General features: G+C 68.1%; 20 protein-coding genes and 2 riboswitches. Of the genes, 8 read left to right on the top strand and 12 right to left on the bottom strand.

Features of this window, described 5'->3' with window-relative positions:
• Positions 1-90: 90 nt before the first annotated feature.
• The 3 genes from ABH915_RS04850 to ABH915_RS04840 all read right to left on the bottom strand — a co-directional run bounded on the left by ABH915_RS04850 (position 91) and on the right by ABH915_RS04840 (position 3338).
• Positions 91-849 carry an NlpC/P60 family protein gene (locus ABH915_RS04850; protein ID WP_018776009.1) on the bottom strand — a complete coding sequence of 253 codons (759 nt, stop codon included), beginning with the start codon at positions 847-849 and terminating at the stop codon, positions 91-93.
• 295 nt (positions 850-1144) lie between these two features.
• A riboswitch (cyclic di-AMP (ydaO/yuaA leader) is annotated at positions 1145-1328 on the bottom strand.
• A gap of 123 nt (positions 1329-1451) precedes the next feature.
• Entirely contained in the window at positions 1452-2273 is an 822-nt protein-coding gene (locus ABH915_RS04845; RefSeq protein ID WP_370118380.1) for a M23 family metallopeptidase, read from the bottom strand.
• A gap of 4 nt (positions 2274-2277) precedes the next feature.
• A riboswitch (cyclic di-AMP (ydaO/yuaA leader) is annotated at positions 2278-2492 on the bottom strand.
• 150 nt (positions 2493-2642) lie between these two features.
• Positions 2643-3338, bottom strand: coding sequence for a metal-dependent transcriptional regulator (locus ABH915_RS04840; RefSeq protein ID WP_370118377.1), 696 nt, complete (start codon positions 3336-3338; stop codon positions 2643-2645).
• A gap of 345 nt (positions 3339-3683) precedes the next feature.
• On the opposite strand from ABH915_RS04840, the gene serC reads away from it, so the two are divergent.
• On the top strand, positions 3684-4814 hold the full coding sequence (gene serC, locus ABH915_RS04835) for a phosphoserine transaminase (RefSeq protein WP_018776006.1): 1131 nt from the start codon (positions 3684-3686) through the stop codon (positions 4812-4814).
• Positions 4815-4875: 61 nt separating this feature from the next.
• Here the strand turns inward: serC and ABH915_RS04830 are convergent, their stop codons facing one another.
• The 3 genes from ABH915_RS04830 to ABH915_RS04820 are packed head-to-tail and all read right to left on the bottom strand — an operon-like array spanning position 4876 to position 7234.
• On the bottom strand, positions 4876-6195 hold the full coding sequence (locus tag ABH915_RS04830; protein WP_370118373.1) for an MFS transporter: 1320 nt from the start codon (positions 6193-6195) through the stop codon (positions 4876-4878).
• Positions 6196-6239: 44 nt separating this feature from the next.
• Positions 6240-6842 (bottom strand): DUF3027 domain-containing protein, encoded by a 603-nt coding sequence (locus ABH915_RS04825; RefSeq protein ID WP_370118371.1) that lies wholly within the window; start codon positions 6840-6842, stop codon positions 6240-6242.
• An 8-nt stretch (positions 6843-6850) separates the two neighbouring features.
• Positions 6851-7234 (bottom strand): cold-shock protein, encoded by a 384-nt coding sequence (locus ABH915_RS04820; protein WP_018776003.1) that lies wholly within the window; start codon positions 7232-7234, stop codon positions 6851-6853.
• 178 nt (positions 7235-7412) lie between these two features.
• Here ABH915_RS04820 and ABH915_RS04815 point away from each other — a divergent pair, with 178 nt between their 5' ends.
• From ABH915_RS04815 to ABH915_RS04790, 6 genes are all read left to right on the top strand, one after another.
• Entirely contained in the window at positions 7413-7646 is a 234-nt protein-coding gene (locus ABH915_RS04815) for a hypothetical protein (protein ID WP_026538905.1), read from the top strand.
• Between the two features lie 10 nt (positions 7647-7656).
• Complete coding sequence (locus tag ABH915_RS04810) at positions 7657-10149, top strand: helicase-associated domain-containing protein (RefSeq protein ID WP_370118366.1); 2493 nt, start codon at positions 7657-7659, stop codon at positions 10147-10149.
• Positions 10146-11792 carry a DNA repair helicase XPB gene (locus ABH915_RS04805; RefSeq protein WP_026538907.1) on the top strand — a complete coding sequence of 549 codons (1647 nt, stop codon included), beginning with the start codon at positions 10146-10148 and terminating at the stop codon, positions 11790-11792. Before ABH915_RS04810 ends, ABH915_RS04805 begins: the two co-directional genes overlap by 4 nt.
• A 75-nt stretch (positions 11793-11867) precedes the next feature.
• Positions 11868-12578: a response regulator transcription factor gene (locus tag ABH915_RS04800; RefSeq protein ID WP_018775770.1), complete on the top strand. Its 711-nt coding sequence runs from the start codon at positions 11868-11870 to the stop codon at positions 12576-12578.
• A gap of 2 nt (positions 12579-12580) precedes the next feature.
• Complete coding sequence (locus ABH915_RS04795; protein ID WP_370118361.1) at positions 12581-14047, top strand: ATP-binding protein; 1467 nt, start codon at positions 12581-12583, stop codon at positions 14045-14047.
• 169 nt (positions 14048-14216) lie between these two features.
• A complete protein-coding gene (locus ABH915_RS04790; RefSeq protein WP_026538909.1) occupies positions 14217-14504 on the top strand; it encodes a WXG100 family type VII secretion target in 288 nt (95 codons plus the stop codon).
• A gap of 13 nt (positions 14505-14517) precedes the next feature.
• Here the strand turns inward: ABH915_RS04790 and ABH915_RS04785 are convergent, their stop codons facing one another.
• From ABH915_RS04785 to ABH915_RS04760, 6 genes are all read right to left on the bottom strand, one after another.
• Positions 14518-15573, bottom strand: a complete 1056-nt coding sequence (locus tag ABH915_RS04785) for an RNase H family protein (protein ID WP_370118357.1) — start codon at positions 15571-15573, stop codon at positions 14518-14520.
• Positions 15574-15708: 135 nt separating this feature from the next.
• Positions 15709-17346, bottom strand: coding sequence for a chaperonin GroEL (gene groL, locus ABH915_RS04780; protein ID WP_018775774.1), 1638 nt, complete (start codon positions 17344-17346; stop codon positions 15709-15711).
• A gap of 295 nt (positions 17347-17641) precedes the next feature.
• Entirely contained in the window at positions 17642-18910 is a 1269-nt protein-coding gene (locus ABH915_RS04775; RefSeq protein WP_370124935.1) for an ABC transporter substrate-binding protein, read from the bottom strand.
• Between the two features lie 59 nt (positions 18911-18969).
• Positions 18970-19173 (bottom strand): cold-shock protein, encoded by a 204-nt coding sequence (locus ABH915_RS04770; RefSeq protein ID WP_026266832.1) that lies wholly within the window; start codon positions 19171-19173, stop codon positions 18970-18972.
• 159 nt (positions 19174-19332) lie between these two features.
• Entirely contained in the window at positions 19333-19971 is a 639-nt protein-coding gene (locus ABH915_RS04765; RefSeq protein WP_026266833.1) for a LytR C-terminal domain-containing protein, read from the bottom strand.
• Between the two features lie 93 nt (positions 19972-20064).
• Complete coding sequence (locus ABH915_RS04760; RefSeq protein ID WP_018775778.1) at positions 20065-20406, bottom strand: DUF3263 domain-containing protein; 342 nt, start codon at positions 20404-20406, stop codon at positions 20065-20067.
• Positions 20407-20512: 106 nt separating this feature from the next.
• On the opposite strand from ABH915_RS04760, the gene ABH915_RS04755 reads away from it, so the two are divergent.
• Positions 20513-21319 carry a uracil-DNA glycosylase gene (locus ABH915_RS04755; RefSeq protein ID WP_370118351.1) on the top strand — a complete coding sequence of 269 codons (807 nt, stop codon included), beginning with the start codon at positions 20513-20515 and terminating at the stop codon, positions 21317-21319.
• Positions 21320-21338: the final 19 nt, after the last annotated feature.

The raw sequence follows: 21338 nt of genomic DNA, 5'->3' as shown, positions 1-21338 counted from the left end.
CGCAGTCCCCGGCGCGGAAAGTTCACTGCGCGGCAACGCAAAAGACCCCCGCCTGCAGGCGGGGGTCTTTCGAAAAGCTGGGGTTCGTGCTTAGGCGCCGACGCGGATGAATACCGGGCCGGAGCCGACGTTTACGCTGTACAGCGCGGTGGTGCCGCCGTTCCAGCCGCCGTGCACTGCCATGCCGTTGCCGACGTAGACCGCGATGTGAGCCATGCCCACGCCGCCGTTCTGGTAGTAGGCGAGGTCGCCCGGGCGTGCCTCGCCGGCGCTCACGGTGCGGCCCAGGGACAGGTAACCTGCCGGCCAGCCGTGGTAGTGGATGCCGGCCGCGGCCAGTGCGTTGGTGGCGAGGGCGGTGCAGTCCTGCGCCACGCCGATCTGTGCGTAGGCAGCGGCGGCGATGGTCGCGCCAGCGCCGCTTCCGATGCCGGCCGGAGCCTGGGCAGCGACGCCGCCGCTGACGCCAAGCTCGGTGCCGCCGGCGCGGGAGGCCGTAGCGTCCTGGACCTTCACGACGGGCTTGGGTGCCTCGACTACGGGAGCCGGCGTGGTGGTCACTGCGGGCTTCTCGTAGGAGATCGCGATGGTGGAAGCGGCCGAGATGGTGGCCGGAGCTGCGGACTGGACTTCCAGGGCCGAAGCGGAGGTGGATTCGCGCTGAACATTGGTTTCAGCAGCGTTGGCTGCGATTCCGCTGGTCAGGACCAGACCGGAAGCTGCGGCGATGACCGCGGCCTGACGGCCCACGCCGCCGGCGTTGTCGCCGACAGCCTTAGCAATAACAGCCAGCGAGTTGGTCTTGGTGACCTCGGCGCGGTGCCGTGCAACGTTTGCACGAGTAGTCATTAAGTTCTCTCTTTCGTGATCCTTGGACCGCGCGCTTTCGGGCACGGGCTGAGGACGCTCCGGCATCTTGGGGGTACGCCGGATCGCCCCGAAATGGGTTACTTAGCGAAGGGTGTACTGCGAAGACGCGCCAAAAGCGGAAACTGCATGCTGTCCGGGCTCGGTAGAGATTGAGCCTGCGGAACGTGATCCAATCCGGACGCCGGCAAGGGCGTCACGTGATGTGGATTCCAGCGGGCTCGACAGAGCCTCGCCGGTGCGCATGCGCGCAGAATTGTGGCGTGAAGACACGAAAGTAGCCTCTCCCAATGCCTACGAGGTGAGCTGTCGGATTCGGATGGGAGTCACCCGGCCGCGCTGCTTCCTGGGAAGCTTTGCGACTTAACCCCAAGGCCTTCTTTCGAAGGCCAAAATTGGTTCCCCCGCCCCTGCCAGACGATGTAATGCGAACGGACCTTGAGCGGTGGCAGAGCTAGGCAATCCACTCAAGAGCGCCAACTTCGGAAAAGTTGGCGTGCTTCAAACCCTACAGCAGTCCGGATTCAATGTCACATTCAGATCACGGCGTGTCACGGGAACTTGAGAGCAGCCCATCGTCTTGTCTAGAGCCAGCCGAGCGGATCAACGACGTCGCCGTTGACCATCACTTCAAAGTGAAGGTGGCAGCCCGTGGAGGCGCCGGTGGTCCCACTCATGGCGACGACGTCACCGCGGGAAACCTTCTGGCCAACCTGGACCGAGGCCGAGGACAGGTGGTTGTACGTGGTCTCCAGGCCGTTGCCGTGATCGATGACCACGCGGTTTCCGCCGCCGAAGGGATGCCAACCGTTGAAGGTCACGGTGCCGCTGGCGGCCGCGTGGACCGCCGTGCCGCACTGGGCGGCGAAATCCTGGCCGCGGTGGAACTCCCCCGCGCCCCCAGTGATGGGGCTGACGCGGTAGCCGAAGGGTGAGGCCGTGACCAGCTGGTCCAGCGGCGCACCAAGGGTGCCCGCCGATGCCGCGCGGGTGATGGTGCCCACAGACTGGGCGCTCAGCAACTGCTTGAGCTTCCCGTCCGGATCACCCTTCGTGGTGACGGCCGTGCGGTTGAAGTCAACCTTTGCGGCGGCGGCAGCCGTGACATCCGGCTGCACGGCAGCGGTGAGCGCGCCGGATCCGCTCGGATTCGAAGCCATCACCGGGCTCGTGACGGGAACCGTCACGGTGAGAACCAGACCAGTCGCGGCCAGCGCGATCCCGGCTTTCTGCCCGACTCCGCTGGCCGCGGCAAAGTCCGTAACCTGGCGGAACGGGCTGCGCCGGTGACGCCGTTCATCGCGGTGCACGTCACGCGGGCGTTCGGCCGTGTGAGCGACGACGGGCCGCGGCTCCGGAGCGGGACCGGTCGCGCGGCGACGGCCCCTGGCGGTCTGGGTGGTCAAGAACGGTTCCTCTCTGGATGGCCTGCGGAGTTAGCTGTCGGATTCGGGTCAGAGAGATCAAAGACCCGGTCCGCCGTTGCAAGCGGCCAGGCACAGAGGCATCCCCATGGGATCCTTCGGTGGAAGCTGCTTGCCGCTGACGGACTTCACCCCAAGGCTGCCGAAGTAGCAGCCGAAAGTGGTTCCCCCGCCCCTGCCAGGAGGTGGTTCTGCGACTGATCCGCTGGCAGGGCTCGGCTTCGGATCAGGTAACGCTTTGGTATCGGTACTGGCCACTAACTATAGGTGATTAAGCCGCCCGGTAATAAATCCGTAATCGCAATTGTGCACAACTCATGGGTCGTCCCATGACCGGCGCGGAGTGGCGGGTCAGGCGACTGTTACAAAGACGTGTGCGGCTACCTCGGGCGGCAGCTCCAGGGCACCTTCGATATCGGGGACGCGGACCGAGATGTACTCCCCCACCCGCTCCAGCGAGACCAGCGCGCCTGGCCTGATTCCGCCCTCGTCGAGCTGGGCCAGAAGCTCCGGTTCCACCTGGATCGGCTCCGCGAGCCGGTTGACCGTAACCCGGGAGCTCACACCGTAGCCGGCCATGGCCTCCAGCAGGTTCACGGCCCTGTCCACGGGGGCGCCGTTGGGCACGCCGCCAAGATCCGCAAGCCCTGGAATCGGGTTTCCGTAGGGTGAGACTGTCGGGTGGTCGAGCATCTCGAAGATTCTGCGCTCGACGCGTTCGCTCATGACATGCTCCCAGCGGCACGCTTCCTCATGGACGTAGGCCCAGTCGAGCCCGATCACGTCCGCGAGGAGGCGTTCGGCCAGACGGTGCTTGCGCATGACGCCGATTGCGCGTTTCCGTCCGGTTTCCGTCAGCTCAAGGTGCCGGTCGCCGGAAACAACCACCAGCCCGTCGCGCTCCATCCGGCCGATGGTCTGGGACACAGTGGGACCGGAGTGGCGGAGCCGTTCGGCGATGCGGGCGCGGAGGGCAACGATGTTTTCTTCTTCAAGTTCCAGAATGGTCCGAAGATACATCTCCGTGGTATCGATCAGATCCGTCATTCAGCTCAGCTCCTCGAGCGCAGTCCTAGCGTCATTCCCACCGTACCGCGTGCGGGCTGCATGCAGGATGCGCCCTGGCGGGAACCGCCGTACGTTCGCATGCCAGCCTAGCCTATTTTGAATTACTCCGGATAATCTTTCGATCGGGCTGGAGCTATTGCCTCAGCCCCAGCCGGCCAGCCGTCCCCTGGTGTCTCAATGACCGGACTATGACAGGCCTTTTTCCGTATCGCCGGGAGCTGTCAGGCAAAATAGAACAGGCAGTATGAAAAGGGGTGTCCGTGGTGGCCATCCCTCCCGCCACCTCCCAGCCACGCTACGAACCAGCCGAAAATTGGAGCCACTGTGAGCGACACCAGCATCACGATCCCCGCCAACCTCCTGCCCAAGGACGGACGGTTCGGCGCCGGCCCGTCGAAAGTCCGGCCGGAACAGATGGATGCCCTGGCCGCGGCCTCGTCGAAGCTGTTGGGGACCTCGCACCGCCAGGCACCCGTGAAGAACCTGGTCGGCTCGGTCCGCAACGGCCTCAGCGAATTCTTCCGGGCACCGGAAGGCTATGAAGTGGTGCTGGGCGTCGGCGGATCCACCGCGTTCTGGGACATTGCCAGCTTCGGGCTCGTGGAGAACAAGGCGCAGCACCTGTCCTTCGGCGAGTTCGGCTCGAAGTTCGCCTCCGCCACCAACAAGGCACCCTTCCTTGCCGAGTCCTCCATCATCAAGGCAGAACCCGGCACCCGCCCCACCGCCCGGGCGGAGGCCGGCGTCGACGTCTACGCGTGGCCGCAGAACGAGACCTCAACCGGCGTTGCCGCACCCGTCCAGCGCGTGGCCGGCGCCGACGAGGGCTCGCTGGTGCTGGTGGACGCGACCTCGGCCGCGGGCGGGCTGGACGTGGACGTGGCGGAGGCGGACGTGTACTACTTTGCGCCGCAGAAGAACTTCGCATCCGACGGCGGCCTGTGGCTGGGCCTGTTCTCCCCGGCTGCGCTTGAGCGGGCGGCACGGATCAAGGCCGGCGGCCGCTGGATCCCCGATTTCCTGGACCTCCAGACGGCGATCGACAACTCCCGGCTGAACCAGACCTACAACACCCCCGCGCTGGCCACCCTGGTGACGCTCGATGCCCAGGTGCAGTGGCTCAACGCCAACGGCGGCCTGGACTTCGCCGCCGGCCGGACCGCGGACTCTGCCGGCCGCATCTACCGCTGGGCCGAGGCGTCCGGATACGCCACGCCGTTCGTGGCCAAGGCTGAGGACCGTTCCAACGTGATCGCCACGATCGACTTCGACGAATCAATCGACGCCTCGGCCATCGCCAAGGTGCTCCGCGCCAACGGCGTCGTCGATACCGAGCCGTACCGCAAGCTGGGCCGAAACCAGCTGCGCATCGCCACCTTCGTGGCGATCGAGCCCGACGATGTCTCGGCACTGCTCGAGTGCATCGACTTCGTCGTGGCGGAACTGAAGAAGTAGCCCTGCGTCCGGCGTCGTCACGGCCGCACAGAACCCAAACCGTGACGGCGCCGTCGTCGTTTCAGGCCCGTCCGCCCGGCTGTGCCTCCGGCCGCGCGTCCCGGCCGGCACCGGCCGCGCCCGTCCCGCTTTCGACGCGGAAGTACCGCAGCCCGCGGGCGCGGCGGTTGAAGTGGAGCCGCAGGTGCTTCGCGCGGATGATCCACACCAGCCCGATCAGGGCCGCCAGCAGGCCGGCGCCGGCCGCGACCGCCATGGACCAGCGGGGGCCCGCGGTGTTTGCCACCCAGCCGACGAGCGGCGCACCAAGGGGAGTTCCGCCCATGAAGATCGCCATGTAGAGGGCCATCACCCGGCCCCGCATCACGGGCTCCGTGGTGGTCTGGACGTACCCGTTGGCGCTGGTCATCATGGTGATCGCGAACAGCCCCACGGGCACAAGCGCGACCCCGTACCAGAAGTAGCTCGGGGCCATCGCTGCGATGCCCGAGGTCACGCCGAAGGCGGCGGCCGCCCCGAAAATGACCCGCAGCCGTGGCTTGCCGCGGCCGGCGGACAACAGTGCCCCGGCGACGGAACCGATGGCCATGATCGAATTCATCAAGCCGAAGGCCCCCGCATCGAGGCCGAATTCCGTCCCCACCATGGCCGCGATGAACAGGGCGAAATTCAGCCCCAGGGTTCCCACGATGAAGATCGCCACCAGCACCACGACCAGGTCCGGACGGTACCTCACATAGCGCAGCCCCTCCCGGATCCTGCCCTTGCCCGCAGGTGCACGCGGCAGCCGGCGCAGCGACGACGACGGGATTTTCGCCAGGCTGAGCAACAGGGGCACGAAGGTGAGTGTATTGATGAGGAAAACCCAGCCGGGCCCGACGGCGGCCGTGAGCACGCCGGCGACGGCCGGGCCGATCATCCGGGCAACGTTGAAGGACGCGCTGTTCAGGGCCACCGCATTGGGCAGGTAGTCGTCCTGGACCAGCTCCGAGACGAAGGTCTGCCGGACGGGGGCGTCCAGGGCCGAGACCACCCCGAGCATCAGGGCGAACGCGTAGACCTGCCAGAGCTGCGCCGCACCTGTGACCACCAGGATGCCCAGCCCCGCGCTCAGCAGCGCCATGGCGGACTGGGTCAGCACCAGGAGCCGCTTGCGGTTGAACCGATCGGCGACCAGCCCGGCCACGGGTGCCAGGAAGAGCTGCGGACCCAGCTGCAGGGCCATCGTGATCCCCACCGCCCCGGCATCGTGCGCCGTCAGGTGGGCGAACACCAGCCAGTCCTGGGCGGTGCGCTGCATCCAGGTGCCAACGTTGGAAATAAGGGCGCCGACGAACCAGATCCGGTAGTTCAGGATGTGCAGGGATTTGAACGTGGACATCAGCCCCAGCCCTCCCCAGACACTCTCCCGGACGCTTCCAACCGCTAGTCGGCCTCGCCCGCGGAGCGTTCCCGCTCGTCGTCGTTCGGTTCGTCGTCGTTGGCGTCGTCGTCGTTCATCGCAGCTGCGTCGGCGTCGGCGTCGGCAGCATCCGGCTGGTCGGCGTCGGACACCTGCGACGGCGCCTCGGAACCGGACGGCGTCTCGGCCTCGTCAGCCTGCGCGTCTTCCGGGCGGACCCGCTCGGCCCAGGGAACCCAGGCCGGCGCCAGGATGGAGTCCTCGGAGGGCAGGAGACCGAGTTCGTCCACCGTGACCACCTTGGACCGCGAGTTGCGGGTCAGCACGGCGTACCACTGCCAGCCGCCGTAGCCGGGCAGCCTGGATTCGAAGAGGTGGGTCACCAGGCGGTCGCCCTCGCTGCGGGCACCGATGTGCTCGCCGATCTGCTCGGCGGGGGCAATGCCCTCCACCGCGGCGCGGGCGACGTCGACGGCGGCGGCCAGGAAAGCGTCAGGCTTGCCGGTGCGCCAGACGGGCACGCCGGCGCGCGGGCGGATTCCCTGCTTGGGGCCGGTTGCTTTGGCCCCGGCGGGCGCTGTGGATCCGGCATCCGGCGCCGGCAACTGATCAGGTTCCTGAGTCATCAAAAGCCTTATACGTCCAGCTCGTCGGCAACCTTACGGAGGGCCGCTGCGATCGCCTTGCCCTTGTTGCCTTCCGGGTACTTGCCCGCAGACAGGGTCCCTGAGAGGTTGTCCAGCACGCTGACGAGGTCCTGGACCAGCGGGGCAAGGTCCCGGGCACTGGGCCGCTTTGCCTTGGCGATGGACGGCGTCTTGTCCAGCACGCGCAGGCCCAGCGCCTGGGCACCCTTGCGCCCGTCGGCTACACCAAATTCAACACGCGTGCCGGCCTTGAGCTCCGTGATGCCTTCGGGCAGCGCGGACTTGGGCAGGAAGACTTCCTGGCCGTCCTCGCCCGCGAGGAATCCGAAGCCTTTTTCCTTGTCATACCACTTGACCTTGCCGGTAGGCACGTAATCAACCTTCTTCGTTCTGCGGGGACACGGCCGGCGGTCACCGCATCCGCATGGATACGCGGGTTCAGGGTATGACTGCCCGGACCGTGTTGGTCTGTATCTTTCAAGGTTATCCTGCCTGGTTCACTTTAGCGGCTTGAGGCGCGGGCGATGCCGGACTGTTAGCGTTGCCCACATGACACTGACGCGTTACCGGCGGCCCCTGATGATCGCAGCGGCCACCCTTGCTGTGCTGTCCCTGGTTGCCGTCGCCGCTGTCATGGCCATGGCCTTCAACAATGCCGTGGCGCCCGCCTGGATTACTTCGACGGCCCTCTACGGCCTCCCGGTGGCCTTCCTGCTCATGCTGGCGCTCGTTGTAGACGCGGTGGCAGCACGTCGCCGCCCGCGCGGGCCCGGCGAAAGGTAACGTTGGAGCGATGTCCCTCATCCGCGCGCTCAGCAAGGAACTTCAGGCACGAAGCGACGAATCGTTGCGGGCCCTGTTCTCCGCGCGGCCGGACCTGATTTCTCCGGGCGTTCCGGACTTCGCCGCCCTCGCCGCCCGTGCCAGCGGACGTGTCAGCGTGCAGCGGGCACTCGAACGGCTCAACCGCCCGCAGATGCAGGTCTTGGAAACCCTGCACCTGTGCACCAACGCCGATACCGGGCACAGCGCGTCGGCGGCGATGCTGAAGAAACTGATCAACGGCTCCTCGGTTGCCGCCGTCGACCGGATCCTCCATTCCCTGCAGGAACTGGCCCTCGTCCACCGCGCCGATCCGCCGCACGGCGCGACTCCCGCCGCCGCCAAGCAGCGCCACTACCTTCCGGTCGGCAGCCTCAAGGACGTGATCGGCATTTACCCTGCGGGGCTGGGCCGCAGCTACACCGAACTTGTGCGGCTCCAGCCGGCTTTTGCGCAGCGCGTGGTGCAGCTGGTGGGGGAACTGCACCGCGGCGGGGCGACCATCTCCCCCGCCACGACGCCGATGGAAGCCGCCCTGTCCCTGCAGCACTGGACGGCAACACCGGAATCGCTCCAGCAAATCCTGGCCACCGCACCGGATCGGACCGCAGCCCTTCTGGCCCGCTTCGGGAACTGGGCCATGGGCGCCGTTCCGCAGGCGCAGCGCCGGGCGTCCGTGCTGCACGAAAGCGCCGACGTCGGCCCCGTGGACTGGCTGCTGGCGCGCGGGCTGCTGGTGCCGCTGGACGCCGCCCACGTCGAACTGCCGCACAGCGTCGGGGTGTCGCTGCGCGGCGGGTATGTCATCGAGAACTTTTCGCTCGCGCCGCCCGTCCCCCGGCTGGGCCACACAAGCGCGGGGCTGCGCCGGAACGCCGCGTTGGGTGCTATCGCCGAGACGCTGCGGCTCGTGGGCGAAGTGCTCTACACCGTGCGCGAACAGCCGCTGGCGACGCTGCGCAGCGGGGGCGTCGGGGTCCGGGAGATGAAGCGGCTGGCGGATTCGCTGCGGATAGACGTGCACGAGACGGGCGTCCTCGCGGAGCTCTGCGGAATGGCGGGTCTGCTGCGGCTGGACGTCGACAGTTCTGCGTGGGTGCAGCCGCCGCAGCTGGAGTGGCTGTCGCTGCCGCGCCAGGAGCAATGGCTGTGGCTGGTCAACGCCTGGCTGGCCAGCGAGCGCGCGCCGTCCCTCGTGGGCCAGCCGGTGAATGCTGCCGCGCCGGGCCCGGCCGGGCACCGGGGCCCGGCCGGGACCACCATCAATGCGCTCTCTGCCGAGGCGCAGCGGCCGGACGCCCCGGTGGTCCGCAAACGGGTCCTGGAAATTCTGCACGAACTCACCCTCGAGGCCGCGGCGCCCGACGGGCAGGCCCCCGTCCTCGATGCCGCCGCAGTGCTGGAGCGTGCCGAGTGGACGCAGCCCCGGATGGCCAGGCGCTTCAGCTCGCTGATCCGCGGCATCCTCGCTGAGGCCGAGATGCTCGGCCTCATCGGCTCCGGGGCGCTCAGCCAGCTGGGCGCCGCAATCGCCGCCGAGCAGCCGGATGATGCCCTGGGGATCCTGGGCGAACACCTGCCCGCGGCCCTGCAGCATGTGTTGCTGCAGGCGGACCTGACGGCGGTGGCGCCGGGCTACCTCGACCCCGAACTGAGCGAACGGCTCCTGACCATGGCCGCGGCCGAAGGGCAGGGACCGGCCACCATTTACCGTTTCTCCGTCACCTCCGTGCGCCGGGCCCTCGACGCCGGCCAGGACGCCGCGGCGATGCTGGACTTCCTGCGCCAGCATTCGGCCACCGCCATCCCGCAGCCCCTCCAGTACCTCATCGAAGACACCGCCGCGCGCCATTCCCGGCTCCGGGTGGGGGCCGCTGCCAGCTTCGTCCAGAGCGAGGACGAGGCCGCCCTGCTGGAGCTGCTCAACGCCCCGGCCGCCGCCGGCCTCGGGCTGGTGCGCATCGCGCCCACCGTGGTCGTCTCCCACGCCGCGCCCCGGGAAACCGCCCAGGTCCTCCGGGGCCTGGGCCTCGCCCCCGTCCTTGAGGAAGCTGCCTCCGCCGTCGTCCGGCTGCGCCGCAGCACCCCTGCGCCCGGCAGCGGCCGGCCGGTCTACACCGCCCCGCGGACCGCCCCGCCGGAGGCCGACATCGAGGCCCAACTGGCCGTGCTGCGCGCCAACGGGTCCCGGGCGCCCGGCTCCGGCGCCAACCCGCCGGCGGCCCCGGGCAGCGAGGAGGCGACCCAGCTGGGGCTCGAAACCCTGCTGAAGGCGATCCGCCTCAGGCAGCGGGTCATCATGAACGTCGTGGACAGCATGGGGAATGCCACCCGCGAGACCGTTGTTCCGGTAGCAGTGAATGGCGGGCGGGTGCGGGTGTTCGATCCGGACAAGGAGATCGAGCGGGTCCTGTCCATCCACCGGATTATCGACGTTGAAGCTACAGAGGAATTGTTCCAGTGAATGACGGGCCCCTGATCGTCCAGAGTGACAAGACCATCCTGCTGGAGGTCGACCACGAACTCGCAACGGAGGCCCGGCACGCCATCGCGGCGTTCGCCGAACTGGAACGGGCCCCCGAGCATGTGCACAGCTACCGGTTGACGCCGCTGGGGCTCTGGAATGCCCGGGCGGCCGGGCTGGACGCCGAAAAGGTGCTGGACACCCTGCTCACGTACTCCCGGTTCCCCGTGCCCCACTCCCTGCTGATCGACATCGAAGAGACCATGTCCCGGTACGGCCGGCTCCGGCTGGAGAAGGACCCGCAGCACGGCCTGGTCATGCGCACCTCCGACTACCCGGTGCTCGAAGAAGTCAGCCGCGCCAAGAAGATCGCCCCGCTGCTCGGGCCACGGATCGACGGCGAAACGGTGGTGGTGCATTCCTCCCAGCGCGGGCAGCTCAAGCAGCTGCTGCTCAAGCTGGGCTGGCCGGCCGAGGACCTGGCCGGCTACGTGGACGGCACCCCCCACCCCATCATGCTCAACGAATCCGGCTGGAAGCTGCGGCCCTACCAGCAACTGGCCGCGGAGAACTTCTGGGCCGGCGGCAGCGGCGTCGTCGTCCTTCCCTGCGGTGCCGGCAAGACGCTGGTCGGGGCGGCCGCCATGGCCACCAGCTCCACCACCACGCTGATCCTGGTGACCAACACCGTCGCCGCGCGGCAGTGGAAGGACGAGCTGCTCAAACGCACGTCGCTGACCGAGGAAGAGATCGGCGAGTACTCCGGCTCCGTCAAGGAAGTCCGGCCGGTCACGATCGCCACCTACCAGGTCCTGACCACGAAGCGCGGCGGGCTGTACCCGCACCTGGAGCTCGTGGACGGCAACGATTGGGGCCTGATCATCTACGACGAGGTCCACCTGCTGCCCGCGCCGATCTTCCGGATGACGGCAGACCTGCAGGCCCGCCGCCGGCTCGGGCTGACCGCCACGTTGGTGCGCGAGGACGGCCGGGAGGGCGAAGTCTTCAGCCTGATCGGTCCGAAACGCTACGACGCGCCGTGGAAGGACATCGAGGCCCAGGGCTACATCGCCCCGGCCGATTGCGTGGAAGTCCGGGTGGACCTGCCTCGGGACGAGCGGGTGGCCTATGCCATGGCGGAGGACGCCGACAAATACCGCCTGTGCGCCACCTCCGAGACGAAGACCCGGGTGGTCGAAGAACTCGTCGCCGAACATGCCGGGGAGCAGCTCCTGGTGATCGGGCAGTACATCGACCAGCTCGACGAGATCGGCGAGCGCCTGGGCGCGCCGGTGATCAAGGGCGACACGTCGGTGAAGGAACGCCAGCGGCTCTTCGACGCCTTCCGAGCCGGCGAGGTGCAGACCCTGGTGGTTTCCAAGGTCGCCAACTTCTCCATCGACCTGCCCGAGGCGTCGGTCGCGATCCAGGTCTCCGGTTCGTTCGGTTCCCGCCAGGAGGAAGCCCAGCGCCTGGGCCGGCTGCTGCGCCCGAAGAAGGACGGCCGCTCCGCCCGGTTCTACTCGCTCGTGGCCCGGGACACCCTGGACCAGGATTTCGCCGCGAAGCGGCAGCGGTTCCTCGCCGAGCAGGGCTACGCCTACCGGATCATGGACGCCAAGGACGTCGGCACCGCGGGCTAGCGGGTGCGGGGCGCGGCCATGCAACACACAACGTCCATTCAGAAAACTCCCAGAGTCTGGGAGCATCATGGGAACATGAAGAAGAACGGTCCCGAAGCCAAGCTGCTCGTCGTCGATGACGAACCGAACATCCGCGAGCTGCTCTCCACGTCCCTGCGCTTTGCTGGTTTCGAAGTCGTCTCGGCCGGCAGCGGACGCGAGGCACTGGCTGCTGCTGAGTTGCACTCCCCCGATCTGGCGGTGCTGGACGTCATGCTGCCGGACATGGACGGCTTCACCGTCACCCGCCGCCTGCGCGCCGCCGGCAAGCACTTCCCCGTCCTGTTCCTCACGGCCAAGGACGACACCGAAGACAAAGTCACCGGCTTGACCGTGGGCGGAGACGATTACGTCACCAAGCCCTTCAGCCTCGACGAGGTGGTGGCCCGCATCCGCGCCGTACTCCGGCGCACGCAGCCCCAGGTCGACGACGACGCCGTGATCCGGGTCGATGACCTCCAGCTCGACGACGACGCCCACGAAGTCCGCCGCGGCGGCACCGTGATCGAGCTCTCGCCCACGGAATTCAAGCTCCTGCGCTACCTCATGCTCAATCCGAACCGGGTCCTGTCCAAGGCCCAGATCCTCGACCATGTGTGGGAGTACGACTTCAACGGTGACGCCTCGATCGTGGAGTCCTACATCTCCTACCTGCGCCGCAAGGTGGATATCGATCCCGACGCCCCGGCACTGATCCAGACCAAGCGCGGCGTCGGCTACGTTCTGCGGACTGCCGAGAAGCGCTGACCTTGCTGTACCGCTGGAAATCGGCGTCGCTGCGCTCTCAGCTCGTGGCCATCATGATGGCACTCATGCTGGTGGCCCTCACGGCCACCGGGGCGGGCACACTGACGCTGCTGCACAGCTTCCTGCAGGGCCAGGTGGATGACAAGCTCCGGGCCGCCGTCGAATCCGCGCGCCAGCAGCAGTCTTTCAGCCAGCTGCAGGAGACCAACTCCACCGTCCCCACCGACTACTCGCTGATGCTCTTCAGCCCCGGTCTTCCGCCCTACACATTCGGGGGCGACAAGGAATCCCACCCCGCCATCAGCACCTTTTCCTCGGTCGAGGCCCGGGAACGCCAGCAGATGCCCTTCCAGGTCCGCGGATCCGAGGGCGGCAACTGGCGGGTCGTGGCCGTCAGCGTGGTGGACAACAACAACCGCGGCGCCGTCGTCGTGATCGGGCTGCCGCTGGACCCCGTGGACTCGGTGATGGAACATGCGGCCCTGGTGGTGGTGGGCGTGGGCCTGCTGACGCTCGTACTGGCGTTCTTCATCGCCACGTGGACCGTCTCGCGGTCCTTCCGGCCGCTGGCGCGGGTGGAGAAGACGGCCGCCGCGATCGCCGCCGGAGACCTGTCCCAGCGAGTGGAAGTGGAGAACCCGGGCACGGAAGTGGGCCGGCTCGGGAGCTCGCTCAACGCCATGCTCGCGCACATTGAGACCGCCTTCGCCGCCCGGATGGCGTCCGAGGCGCGGATGCGGCGCTTCGCCGCCGACGCCTCGCACGAACTGCGCACCCCGCTGGTGACCATCCGCGGGTTCTCCGAGCTGTACCGGCATGGGGCGCTGTCCACTCCGGAAGACGTGGCCACTGCGATGGGGCGGATCGAAAGCGAAGCCAAACGCATGGGTGCCATGGTGGAAGACCTGCTGCTGCTGGCCAGGATCGATGAACAGCGCCCGCTGCAGCAAAAACCCGCAGACCTGCTGCTGCTGGCCAACGACGCCGTGGTGGACACCCAGGCCAGCGACCGCAGCCGCACCATCACCCTCACCGGACTTGACGGCGCGGCCCCCGCCGCCGCCCCGGTGCTGGGCGACGAAGCCAAACTGCGCCAGGTGGTCAGCAACCTGGTCGGCAATGCCCTGCGCTACACGCCGGAGGGCACCCCGGTCGAAATTGGCGTCGGGGTCCGGACCGCACCGGACGGAACACGGCAGTCCGTGATCGAGGTCCGGGACCACGGGCCGGGCGTCCCGGATGATGAGGCGGCCAGGATTTTCGAGCGCTTCTACCGGGCCGACACCTCCCGGACCAGGGAGACCGGCGGCAGCGGACTTGGCCTGGCGATCGTGGCCGCCATCGTCGGCTCGCATTCCGGTTCCGTGCGGGTCGGGAAGACCGACGGCGGCGGTGCCACGCTGGTGGTCAGCATCCCGTTCCTGGACGAAAACGCCACGGAACGGTCCACAGCAGACTTATCCACATAGGAGCCGACGGCGGTGTCCGGCCGGCGCGCCGCCCGCCTACGCTCGAGGTGTCCGGAAGATCCGGACGAGGCAGCCGCTCCCCGCCAGCCCTCACCGCAGGCCCACCGCTGACGGTCACCGTGCTCCGCCGGGCCGCGGCCGCCTCCCGAACATTTCGAGAGGCATTTCCATGAGCATCATCTCCGTCGATACGGAACTCCTCCAGCTGAAGTCCGCCAACGTGCAGGCCACGGTGGAGCGGATCAGCGCGGACGTCCACGCCATGAAACGGGGGCTGGACGAGCTCCAGGGCAGCTGGCGGGGCTCCGCGGCGACCAATTTCCAAACCCTGGTGGCCGAGTGGACGCTGACCCAGGGCAGGGTCGAGGCTTCCCTGGCGTCCATCAACCTCGCACTGAATTCCGCTGCCGCCACCTATGCGCAGGCGGAACTGGGCAACGCGCAGCGCTTCACGTGAGCCGCACGCGCCCTCAGGCCTCGGGTGTGCCCTGGTGGAAGCGCAGACGCCATTGGGCGCCTTCAAGGACCCACAGGGAGCTGCGCAGGGCTGATCCCTCGCGCGTGTGGCTGCGGTAGGTCAAGAGCATGGTCTTCTCACCCAGCCGGTCCGCGCCCAGCAGCTCCAGCTCCCCGGCTCCGCCCGGGTTGTCCTCGAGTGACATCATCATGGCGTCGCGGGTCCAGATCCGGCCGGAGCTGCCGATTTCGGTGAAGTCCGGATGGAGCAGGACGCCCGTGCGGCCCAGGTCCGCCCGGGTTTCGGGGCGGAGCAGTTCCCGTTCGAGGGACTCGACGACGGCTTCGGCGCTGGCCTCCGCCAGGTCCACGGCAGGTTCTTCTTCGAGTTCGCTGAAGAGGTCCGGCTCGTCGTAGGTCCCTGGCGCGCCAAAGAGTTCCTGCTGGCCGGAAGGCGCCGGGGCTGCCTGCGGCCGGGTCGCGGCCTGCGGGGCGGCGGGCTGTGGTGCGGGGGTCTTGGCGGCCTGCGCGGCCGGTGCGGCCGGCTGGGCTGCCGGCGGCTCCGTGGAGGCCGGCTGGCCTGCCGGCTGTGTCCCGCCCTGCTGCGGCCCGAACCCGGGGCCCTGGCGGACGGCCACGCCCTGCTGGTACGCCGTGGCCGCTGCCCGGGCGCGGACGTCTGCCGCCTCGTTGAGCTCGTGGCCCGCGTGGCCCCGCACCCACTCGAAGGTGTACTTGCGGCCCACGAGCGCCTGGTCGATGTCCTTGAGGAGGTCCACGTTCAGCACCGGTTTGCCGTCGGCTTTGCGCCAGCCCTTGCGTTTCCAGCCGGGCATCCATTTGGTCACGGCGTTGATGACGTACTGGCTGTCGCAGAGGATCAGCAGGTCTTCCCCGGGCATGTGCGCCGTTGCCCGGAACAGGTCCAGCACCGCCATCAGTTCGCCCTGGTTGTTCGTGCCGTGGGGCCATCCGCCGGCCCGCCAGCAGTCGTCGTTTACGTACCAGGCCCAGCCGGCCGGGCCAGGATTTCCTAAGGCCGAACCGTCGGCCGCTGCTGTAATCGTCACTGACCTATCCTGCCAGAACCCGCCGACGCCCACCGACGCTCCCTTGGACGGGGACCGCGCTTAACGGGCAACGGCGGCCCCACCCGAAGGTGGGACCGCCGTCGTCGAACAGCCGGTGATGGCTGGCGCGGGTGGTTAGAAACCGCCCATGCCGCCCATGCCGCCCATGTCGTCGCCGCCGCCCATCGGGGCGCCAGCCTTTTCGGGCTTGTCGGCTACAACGGCCTCGGTGGTGAGGAACAGGCCGGCGATGGAAGCCGCGTTCTGCAGGGCAGAGCGGGTTACCTTGACCGGGTCGTTGATGCCGGCGGCCAGCAGGTCGACGTACTCGCCGGTGGCGGCGTTGAGGCCGTGGCCTGCGGGCAGGCCGCGGACCTTGTCCACGACGACGCCGGGCTCGAGGCCGGCGTTGAAGGCGATCTGCTTCAGCGGGGCGTCGATGGCAACGCGGACGATGTTCGCGCCCGTTGCCTCGTCACCGGAGAGCTGCAGGTTCGCGAATGCCTTGGCGCCGGCCTGGATCAGGGCAACGCCACCGCCGGCGACGATGCCCTCTTCGACAGCTGCCTTGGCGTTGCGGACGGCGTCCTCAATGCGGTGCTTGCGTTCCTTGAGCTCGACCTCGGTTGCGGCGCCGGCTTTGATGACTGCAACGCCGCCGGCCAGCTTGGCCAGGCGCTCCTGCAGCTTCTCGCGGTCGTAGTCGGAATCGGAGTTCTCGATCTCGGCGCGGATCTGGGACACGCGGCCGGCGATCTGGTCGGCGTCGCCTGCACCCTCGACGATCGTGGTCTCATCCTTGGTGACAACAACCTTGCGGGCCTTGCCAAGCAGTTCGAGTCCGGCGGTCTCAAGCTTGAGGCCGACTTCCTCGGAGATGACCTGGCCACCGGTGAGGATGGCGATGTCGGCCAGCTGCGCCTTGCGGCGGTCGCCGAAGCCCGGAGCCTTGACGGCGACGGACTTGAAGGTGCCGCGGATCTTGTTGACGATCAGGGTGGCCAGGGCCTCGCCCTCGATGTCTTCGGCAATGATCAGCAGCGGCTTGTTGGACTGCATGACCTTTTCCAGGACAGCAACCAGTTCCTTGACGTTGGAGATCTTGGAGTTGACGATCAGGATGTACGGATCCTCAAGGACCGTTTCCTGGCGCTCGGCGTCGGTGACGAAGTAGGCGGAGATGTAGCCCTTGTCGAAGCGCATGCCTTCGGTCAGCTCCAGCTCAAGGCCGAACGTGTTCGACTCCTCGACCGTGATGACGCCTTCCTTGCCGACCTTGTCGAGGGCTTCGGCGATCAGGGCGCCGATCTCGTTGTCGCCGGCGGAGATGGACGCGGTCGCGGCGATCTCTTCCTTGGTCTCGATTTCCTTGGCGGAGGCCAGGAGCTCGACGGTGACGGCGTCAACAGCCTTCTCGATGCCGCGCTTGAGGGACAGCGGGTCAGCGCCGGCCGCGACGTTGCGCAGGCCTTCCTTGACCAGGGCCTGTGCCAGCACGGTTGCCGTGGTGGTGCCGTCGCCTGCGACGTCATCCGTCTTCTTGGCAACTTCCTTGACCAGCTCGGCGCCGATCTTCTCGTAAGGATCGTCCAGCTCGATCTCCTTGGCGATGGAAACACCATCGTTGGTGATCGTGGGGGCGCCCCACTTCTTTTCGAGGACGACGTTGCGTCCCCGCGGGCCGAGGGTGACCTTGACGGCGTCGGCGAGGATGTTCAGGCCCCGCTCAAGACCGCGGCGTGCCTCTTCATCAAATGCAATGATCTTGGCCATAACGGCAGTAGTCCTTTCGGGACAGTCGTTAAGAATGAACCTTCGCTGTGGTGCCCGCGACGGACGATCCCTACCCCGCGGCCTCTGTATGCCGCCAGGTCCGGGATCTCACCCCAGCAAGGTGTTTCTTTAGCTCCTGGACCGGCTGCCCCACTTCGCGGCCGGACGGACCGGGCGTCGTGTTAGCAGTCAGTGCGCTGGAGTGCTAACACAATAATTAGCACTCCCCCGGGGAGAGTGCAAGCAGTGCCCGGCCCGAACCGCACGCCACGCGGGCACAATACGCTACGAGCGATCAGCCGCCGCTGCTGCTCGCGGCTTCCGTGCCGCTCACCGTGGGCAGGTTGTCCTCGCCGTAGGTGGAGACCATGTAGTTCGCTTCGGTGATGTCGCCGTGGGAATCAAAGTTGATCCGTCCGGACTGGCCGTCATAGTCCGGACGCTGCCCCGCCCGGAGGACCCCGATGCAGTCCTGGTAGCTGGTGCACGACTTGCCGGGCGGCTGGCTGCCGGCCGCGCCCGGTCCGCCGGCTGCCGGGGTTCCGCCGGAGACCGCGACGAGGGACGCCGCGATGGAGGTTCCGGCGTCGTCCTCTGCCTCGGCGGCGGCGACGGCGGCCAGGACGACGGCGTCGTACGTCTCGGCGGCAAACACCATGTCCTTCAGCCCGGGATCAACGGCCACGAGGTCCGCCTGGAAGGTGGCGGAGGGGAACACTCCGGGCAGGATCCCGCGTGCGCCCTCAAGCGCCCGGGCGCCCAGGCCGGAGCCATACTTGTTGACTGCTCCGTCGCTGAGGACCAGTTTCTTGCCGGCGAGGCCGGCGTTGTTCAGCTCGGCGATGGCGCCCTGGGCGCCGTCGCGCGCGACCAGGACGACGGCATCGGGGTTGGCGGCCCTCGCGGCGGCGGCAGCCTGCTGCGCCTGTCCGGGAGTGAACTCCGCGTCCGCCACGACTTCCAGCCCGGACTGTTTCGCCGCACCGCCGACGGCGGCGGCGACGTCTTTGCCGTAGTCGCCTTCCTCGTGGACCACCGCCAAGGTCTTGGCGCCGCCGTCTTTGACCAGCTTGGCGAGGACGGATGCCTGGGCGATGTCGGCCGCCGAGGTGCGGAAATAGTAGCCGCCGCTCTTGTAGTTGCTGAGCGCGGCGGCGGTGTTGGCCGGGGAGATGACAGCTACCTTGGCGTTGGCCAGCACGTCGACGGCGGCCGGGGCACGGCTGGAATCGGTCGGGCCGATCACGACGTCGGCCTTGGCGGCAACCAGCGCCTTCGCCTGGGCGGCGGTGTCCGTGCTGATGGTTTCCGGCAGCAGCTCCACCGGTTTGCCTTTGTGCCCGCCGGCAGCGTTGATCTCCTTGACGGCAAGTTTGGCCGCTGCGAGCTGCGAGGCGTTGAGGAAGTTCTGCTTGCCCGTGTTGTCCAGGACCAGGCCGATGCGCAGGGTGCCGTCACCGCTCGCGTCGGCGCTGGCCACACGGGCACTGCCCGCCGGGCCCAGGCAGCCCGTCAGGGCCAGGGCCGCTACTGTGGCCGCCACCAGGGCGCGGCCCAGCGGCAAAGTTCCTCCCGGGCGCCTCGCCGCGTTCCGCGGGGCGTTCGTGACGGCAGCCAGTGCCACTAGGCCGGCCGGACGCTTTCAGCCTGCGGGCCCTTTTCGCCCTCGCCGACTTCCAGTTCCACCCGCTGGCCCTCGTCCAGGGCGCGGTAGCCTTCCCCGACGATCGCGGACCAGTGCACGAAGACGTCGTTCTCGGAACCGTCCACGGTGATGAAGCCGTAGCCCTTTTCGGCGTTGAACCATTTGACGGTTCCCAGTGCCATGGTGTCCACACTTTCAGCTAGCTTGCGTGCGGCCCACCTCGATGTGCGCCGCGGACTGCGAAGAGAAATCCGCAGATACTGTACCCACAGCGTCCCCCAGGAACGCCGGCGGCGGGCAGGGCCGCCGCCTAATAGTTATTGAGGCGTAACCGGATTTGGCTACTGGTAGCCCGGTCCGAGCACGACGACAAGGGGCATGTTGAACTCAGCGGAGTCCACGAGGGTGTCGATGCCGAGGAGGGTTCCGAGTGCCTCCGCGTTGTCCTTCTGCTCGACGCCGCTGTAGAAGATCACCGACGTCTGCTGCGGCACACCGCCCCAGTTGCCTGCCTCGCCCAGGACCCAGCCGTCGGAGGTGACGGTGCCGCCGACCCGGGTGGCCAGGCCAGCGGTGGTGGTCGCGTTGTAGACCGTCACCGGCTGCGTCTTGTCCACGGCGGCGGCTGTGGCGCTGGGCGTCGCTGAAGGCGATGCCGCCGGCGCCGCGGCGGATTCCGTGCCGGCCGGCTCCGGGCTCGTCGGCGCGGGGCTGGGGCTCACGGGGCTCGAGGCGGACGCGCTGCTTCCGGCAGAGGCGGACGCGCTGTCTCCGGCAGTCACGGCCGCGGCCTGGCCTGCGGAGAAGCCGAGCTTCGGCAGGATCAGGAAGGCCACCAGGCCGATCGCCAGGGCTACGCAGCCGGCTGCCAAGATGGGCGCCAGGCTCCGGCGCCGTGATGCTGCGACGGCCCGGTGGACTCCCTGCCGGGTAGAGGTCTCCGGGACCCGATCAAATTCATCCCGAGCGTATTTGGTCATGGTAAAACGACGTCCTTGCTGATTTCATACGGGGTGCCCGAGGCCGGAATGGACGCAACAGGACGTGCGCATCCGGCTGCTCGTGACGCGACTTTACGAATCTGTTCCCAGACGACGGGCAGTGCGGGCACGTTGGCGTGATGTACGTAGTCTACGCAATCTCTTGACCAGCATGGGATCGTGGGCCAGCGCATCCTCGGTATCGATGAGGGCATTGAGGATCTGGTAGTAGTGCGTGGCGGACAGATCGAACAGCTCGCGGATGGCCTGTTCCTTGGCCCCGGCGTACTTCCACCATTGCCGCTCCAAGGCCAGCATCTGTTGGTCGCGGGCGCTCAGCGCAGACTCCGCGGACACCCCGTCCAGGCCCGCACCGGCGGTGGGGAAGACAGCAGAATCCCCCGCGAGCACGTACTCTTGCGCTGTTTCGGCCACGACACACTCCCTGGCTGGATCCGGTAAAAAGTCAGTCCCCATGCTACGGCCGAATGACAGGGTTGTCATTCGGGCTGGCGCCGAAACGGACGGCAGCTGGGGAAGAATGGGTGCTGTGTTTGATTCCGAGTTTGACTCCGCCAGTGAACCCGACGCTTTGTTCGAGCTGGAGCCCGCAGCCGCCGACGCCCTGAGCTTCGCGGACCTGGCCCGCCGGCCGCTGGACGCGCTGGTTGCTCCGGACTGGGCGGAGACGCTGGCGCCGGTGGAGGCGCAGTTGCGCGAAGCCCTGGCCTTTGTCGCGGGTGAAGTGGCCGCCGGGCATGGCGTGTTGCCCTCGCCGGCGAACCTGCTGCGGGCTTTCCGGCAGCCGCTGGCCGGAGTCCGGGTGCTGGTGGTGGGCCAGGACCCGTACCCGACGCCGGGGCACGCCGTGGGGCTGTCCTTCGCCGTGGACGGCGCCACCCGGCCGATCCCCCGCAGCCTGGCAAACATCTACAAGGAACTTCAGGCCGATCTCGGCTTCCCCCCGCGAGTCCACGGGGACCTCAGCCGCTGGGCGGAGCAGGGCGTACTGCTGCTCAACAGGGTGCTCAGCGTCCGTGCCGGGGCGGCAGGCTCGCACCGGAACAAGGGCTGGGAGGCCGTCACGGCGGCGGCCATCCGGGCAGTCGCCGACCGCGCCTCCGCCTCTGGTACGGGCCATGCCCCACTGGTGGCGATCCTGTGGGGGAAGGATGCCGAGTCGGTGCGGCCGCTGCTGGGGTCCGCCGCCGTGATCACCAGTGCCCACCCCAGCCCGCTCTCGGCCTCGCGGGGCTTCTTCGGGTCCCGGCCGTTCAGCCGGGCCAACGCCCTGCTGCTGGAACAGGGCAACGGGACGGTCGACTGGGAACTGCCGCCGCTGCCGTAACAGGCCTCCGCGCAAAGCT

The organism is Arthrobacter sp. MW3 TE3886 (genome assembly GCF_041262145.1).
Classification (GTDB): Bacteria; Actinomycetota; Actinomycetes; order Actinomycetales; family Micrococcaceae; genus Arthrobacter.
The sequence above is the reverse complement of the archived record's forward strand: the minus strand, read 5'-3'. Positions and strand labels throughout refer to the sequence as shown.

What these genes read in the sequence shown, in the direction of transcription:
- ABH915_RS04830 (WP_370118373.1), bottom strand. Translation starts at nt 6,195, where the DNA reads ATGTCCACGTTCAAATCCCTGCACATCCTGAACTACCGGATCTGGTTC.
- ABH915_RS04850 (WP_018776009.1), bottom strand. Translation starts at nt 849, where the DNA reads ATGACTACTCGTGCAAACGTTGCACGGCACCGCGCCGAGGTCACCAAG.
- groL (WP_018775774.1), bottom strand. Translation starts at nt 17,346, where the DNA reads ATGGCCAAGATCATTGCATTTGATGAAGAGGCACGCCGCGGTCTTGAG.
- ABH915_RS04825 (WP_370118371.1), bottom strand. Translation starts at nt 6,842, where the DNA reads ATGACTCAGGAACCTGATCAGTTGCCGGCGCCGGATGCCGGATCCACA.
- ABH915_RS04770 (WP_026266832.1), bottom strand. Translation starts at nt 19,173, where the DNA reads ATGGCACTGGGAACCGTCAAATGGTTCAACGCCGAAAAGGGCTACGGC.
- ABH915_RS04755 (WP_370118351.1), top strand. Translation starts at nt 20,513, where the DNA reads ATGGGTGCTGTGTTTGATTCCGAGTTTGACTCCGCCAGTGAACCCGAC.
- ABH915_RS04765 (WP_026266833.1), bottom strand. Translation starts at nt 19,971, where the DNA reads ATGACCAAATACGCTCGGGATGAATTTGATCGGGTCCCGGAGACCTCT.
- ABH915_RS04790 (WP_026538909.1), top strand. Translation starts at nt 14,217, where the DNA reads ATGAGCATCATCTCCGTCGATACGGAACTCCTCCAGCTGAAGTCCGCC.
- ABH915_RS04810 (WP_370118366.1), top strand. Translation starts at nt 7,657, where the DNA reads ATGTCCCTCATCCGCGCGCTCAGCAAGGAACTTCAGGCACGAAGCGAC.
- ABH915_RS04800 (WP_018775770.1), top strand. Translation starts at nt 11,868, where the DNA reads ATGAAGAAGAACGGTCCCGAAGCCAAGCTGCTCGTCGTCGATGACGAA.
- ABH915_RS04815 (WP_026538905.1), top strand. Translation starts at nt 7,413, where the DNA reads ATGACACTGACGCGTTACCGGCGGCCCCTGATGATCGCAGCGGCCACC.
- ABH915_RS04840 (WP_370118377.1), bottom strand. Translation starts at nt 3,338, where the DNA reads ATGACGGATCTGATCGATACCACGGAGATGTATCTTCGGACCATTCTG.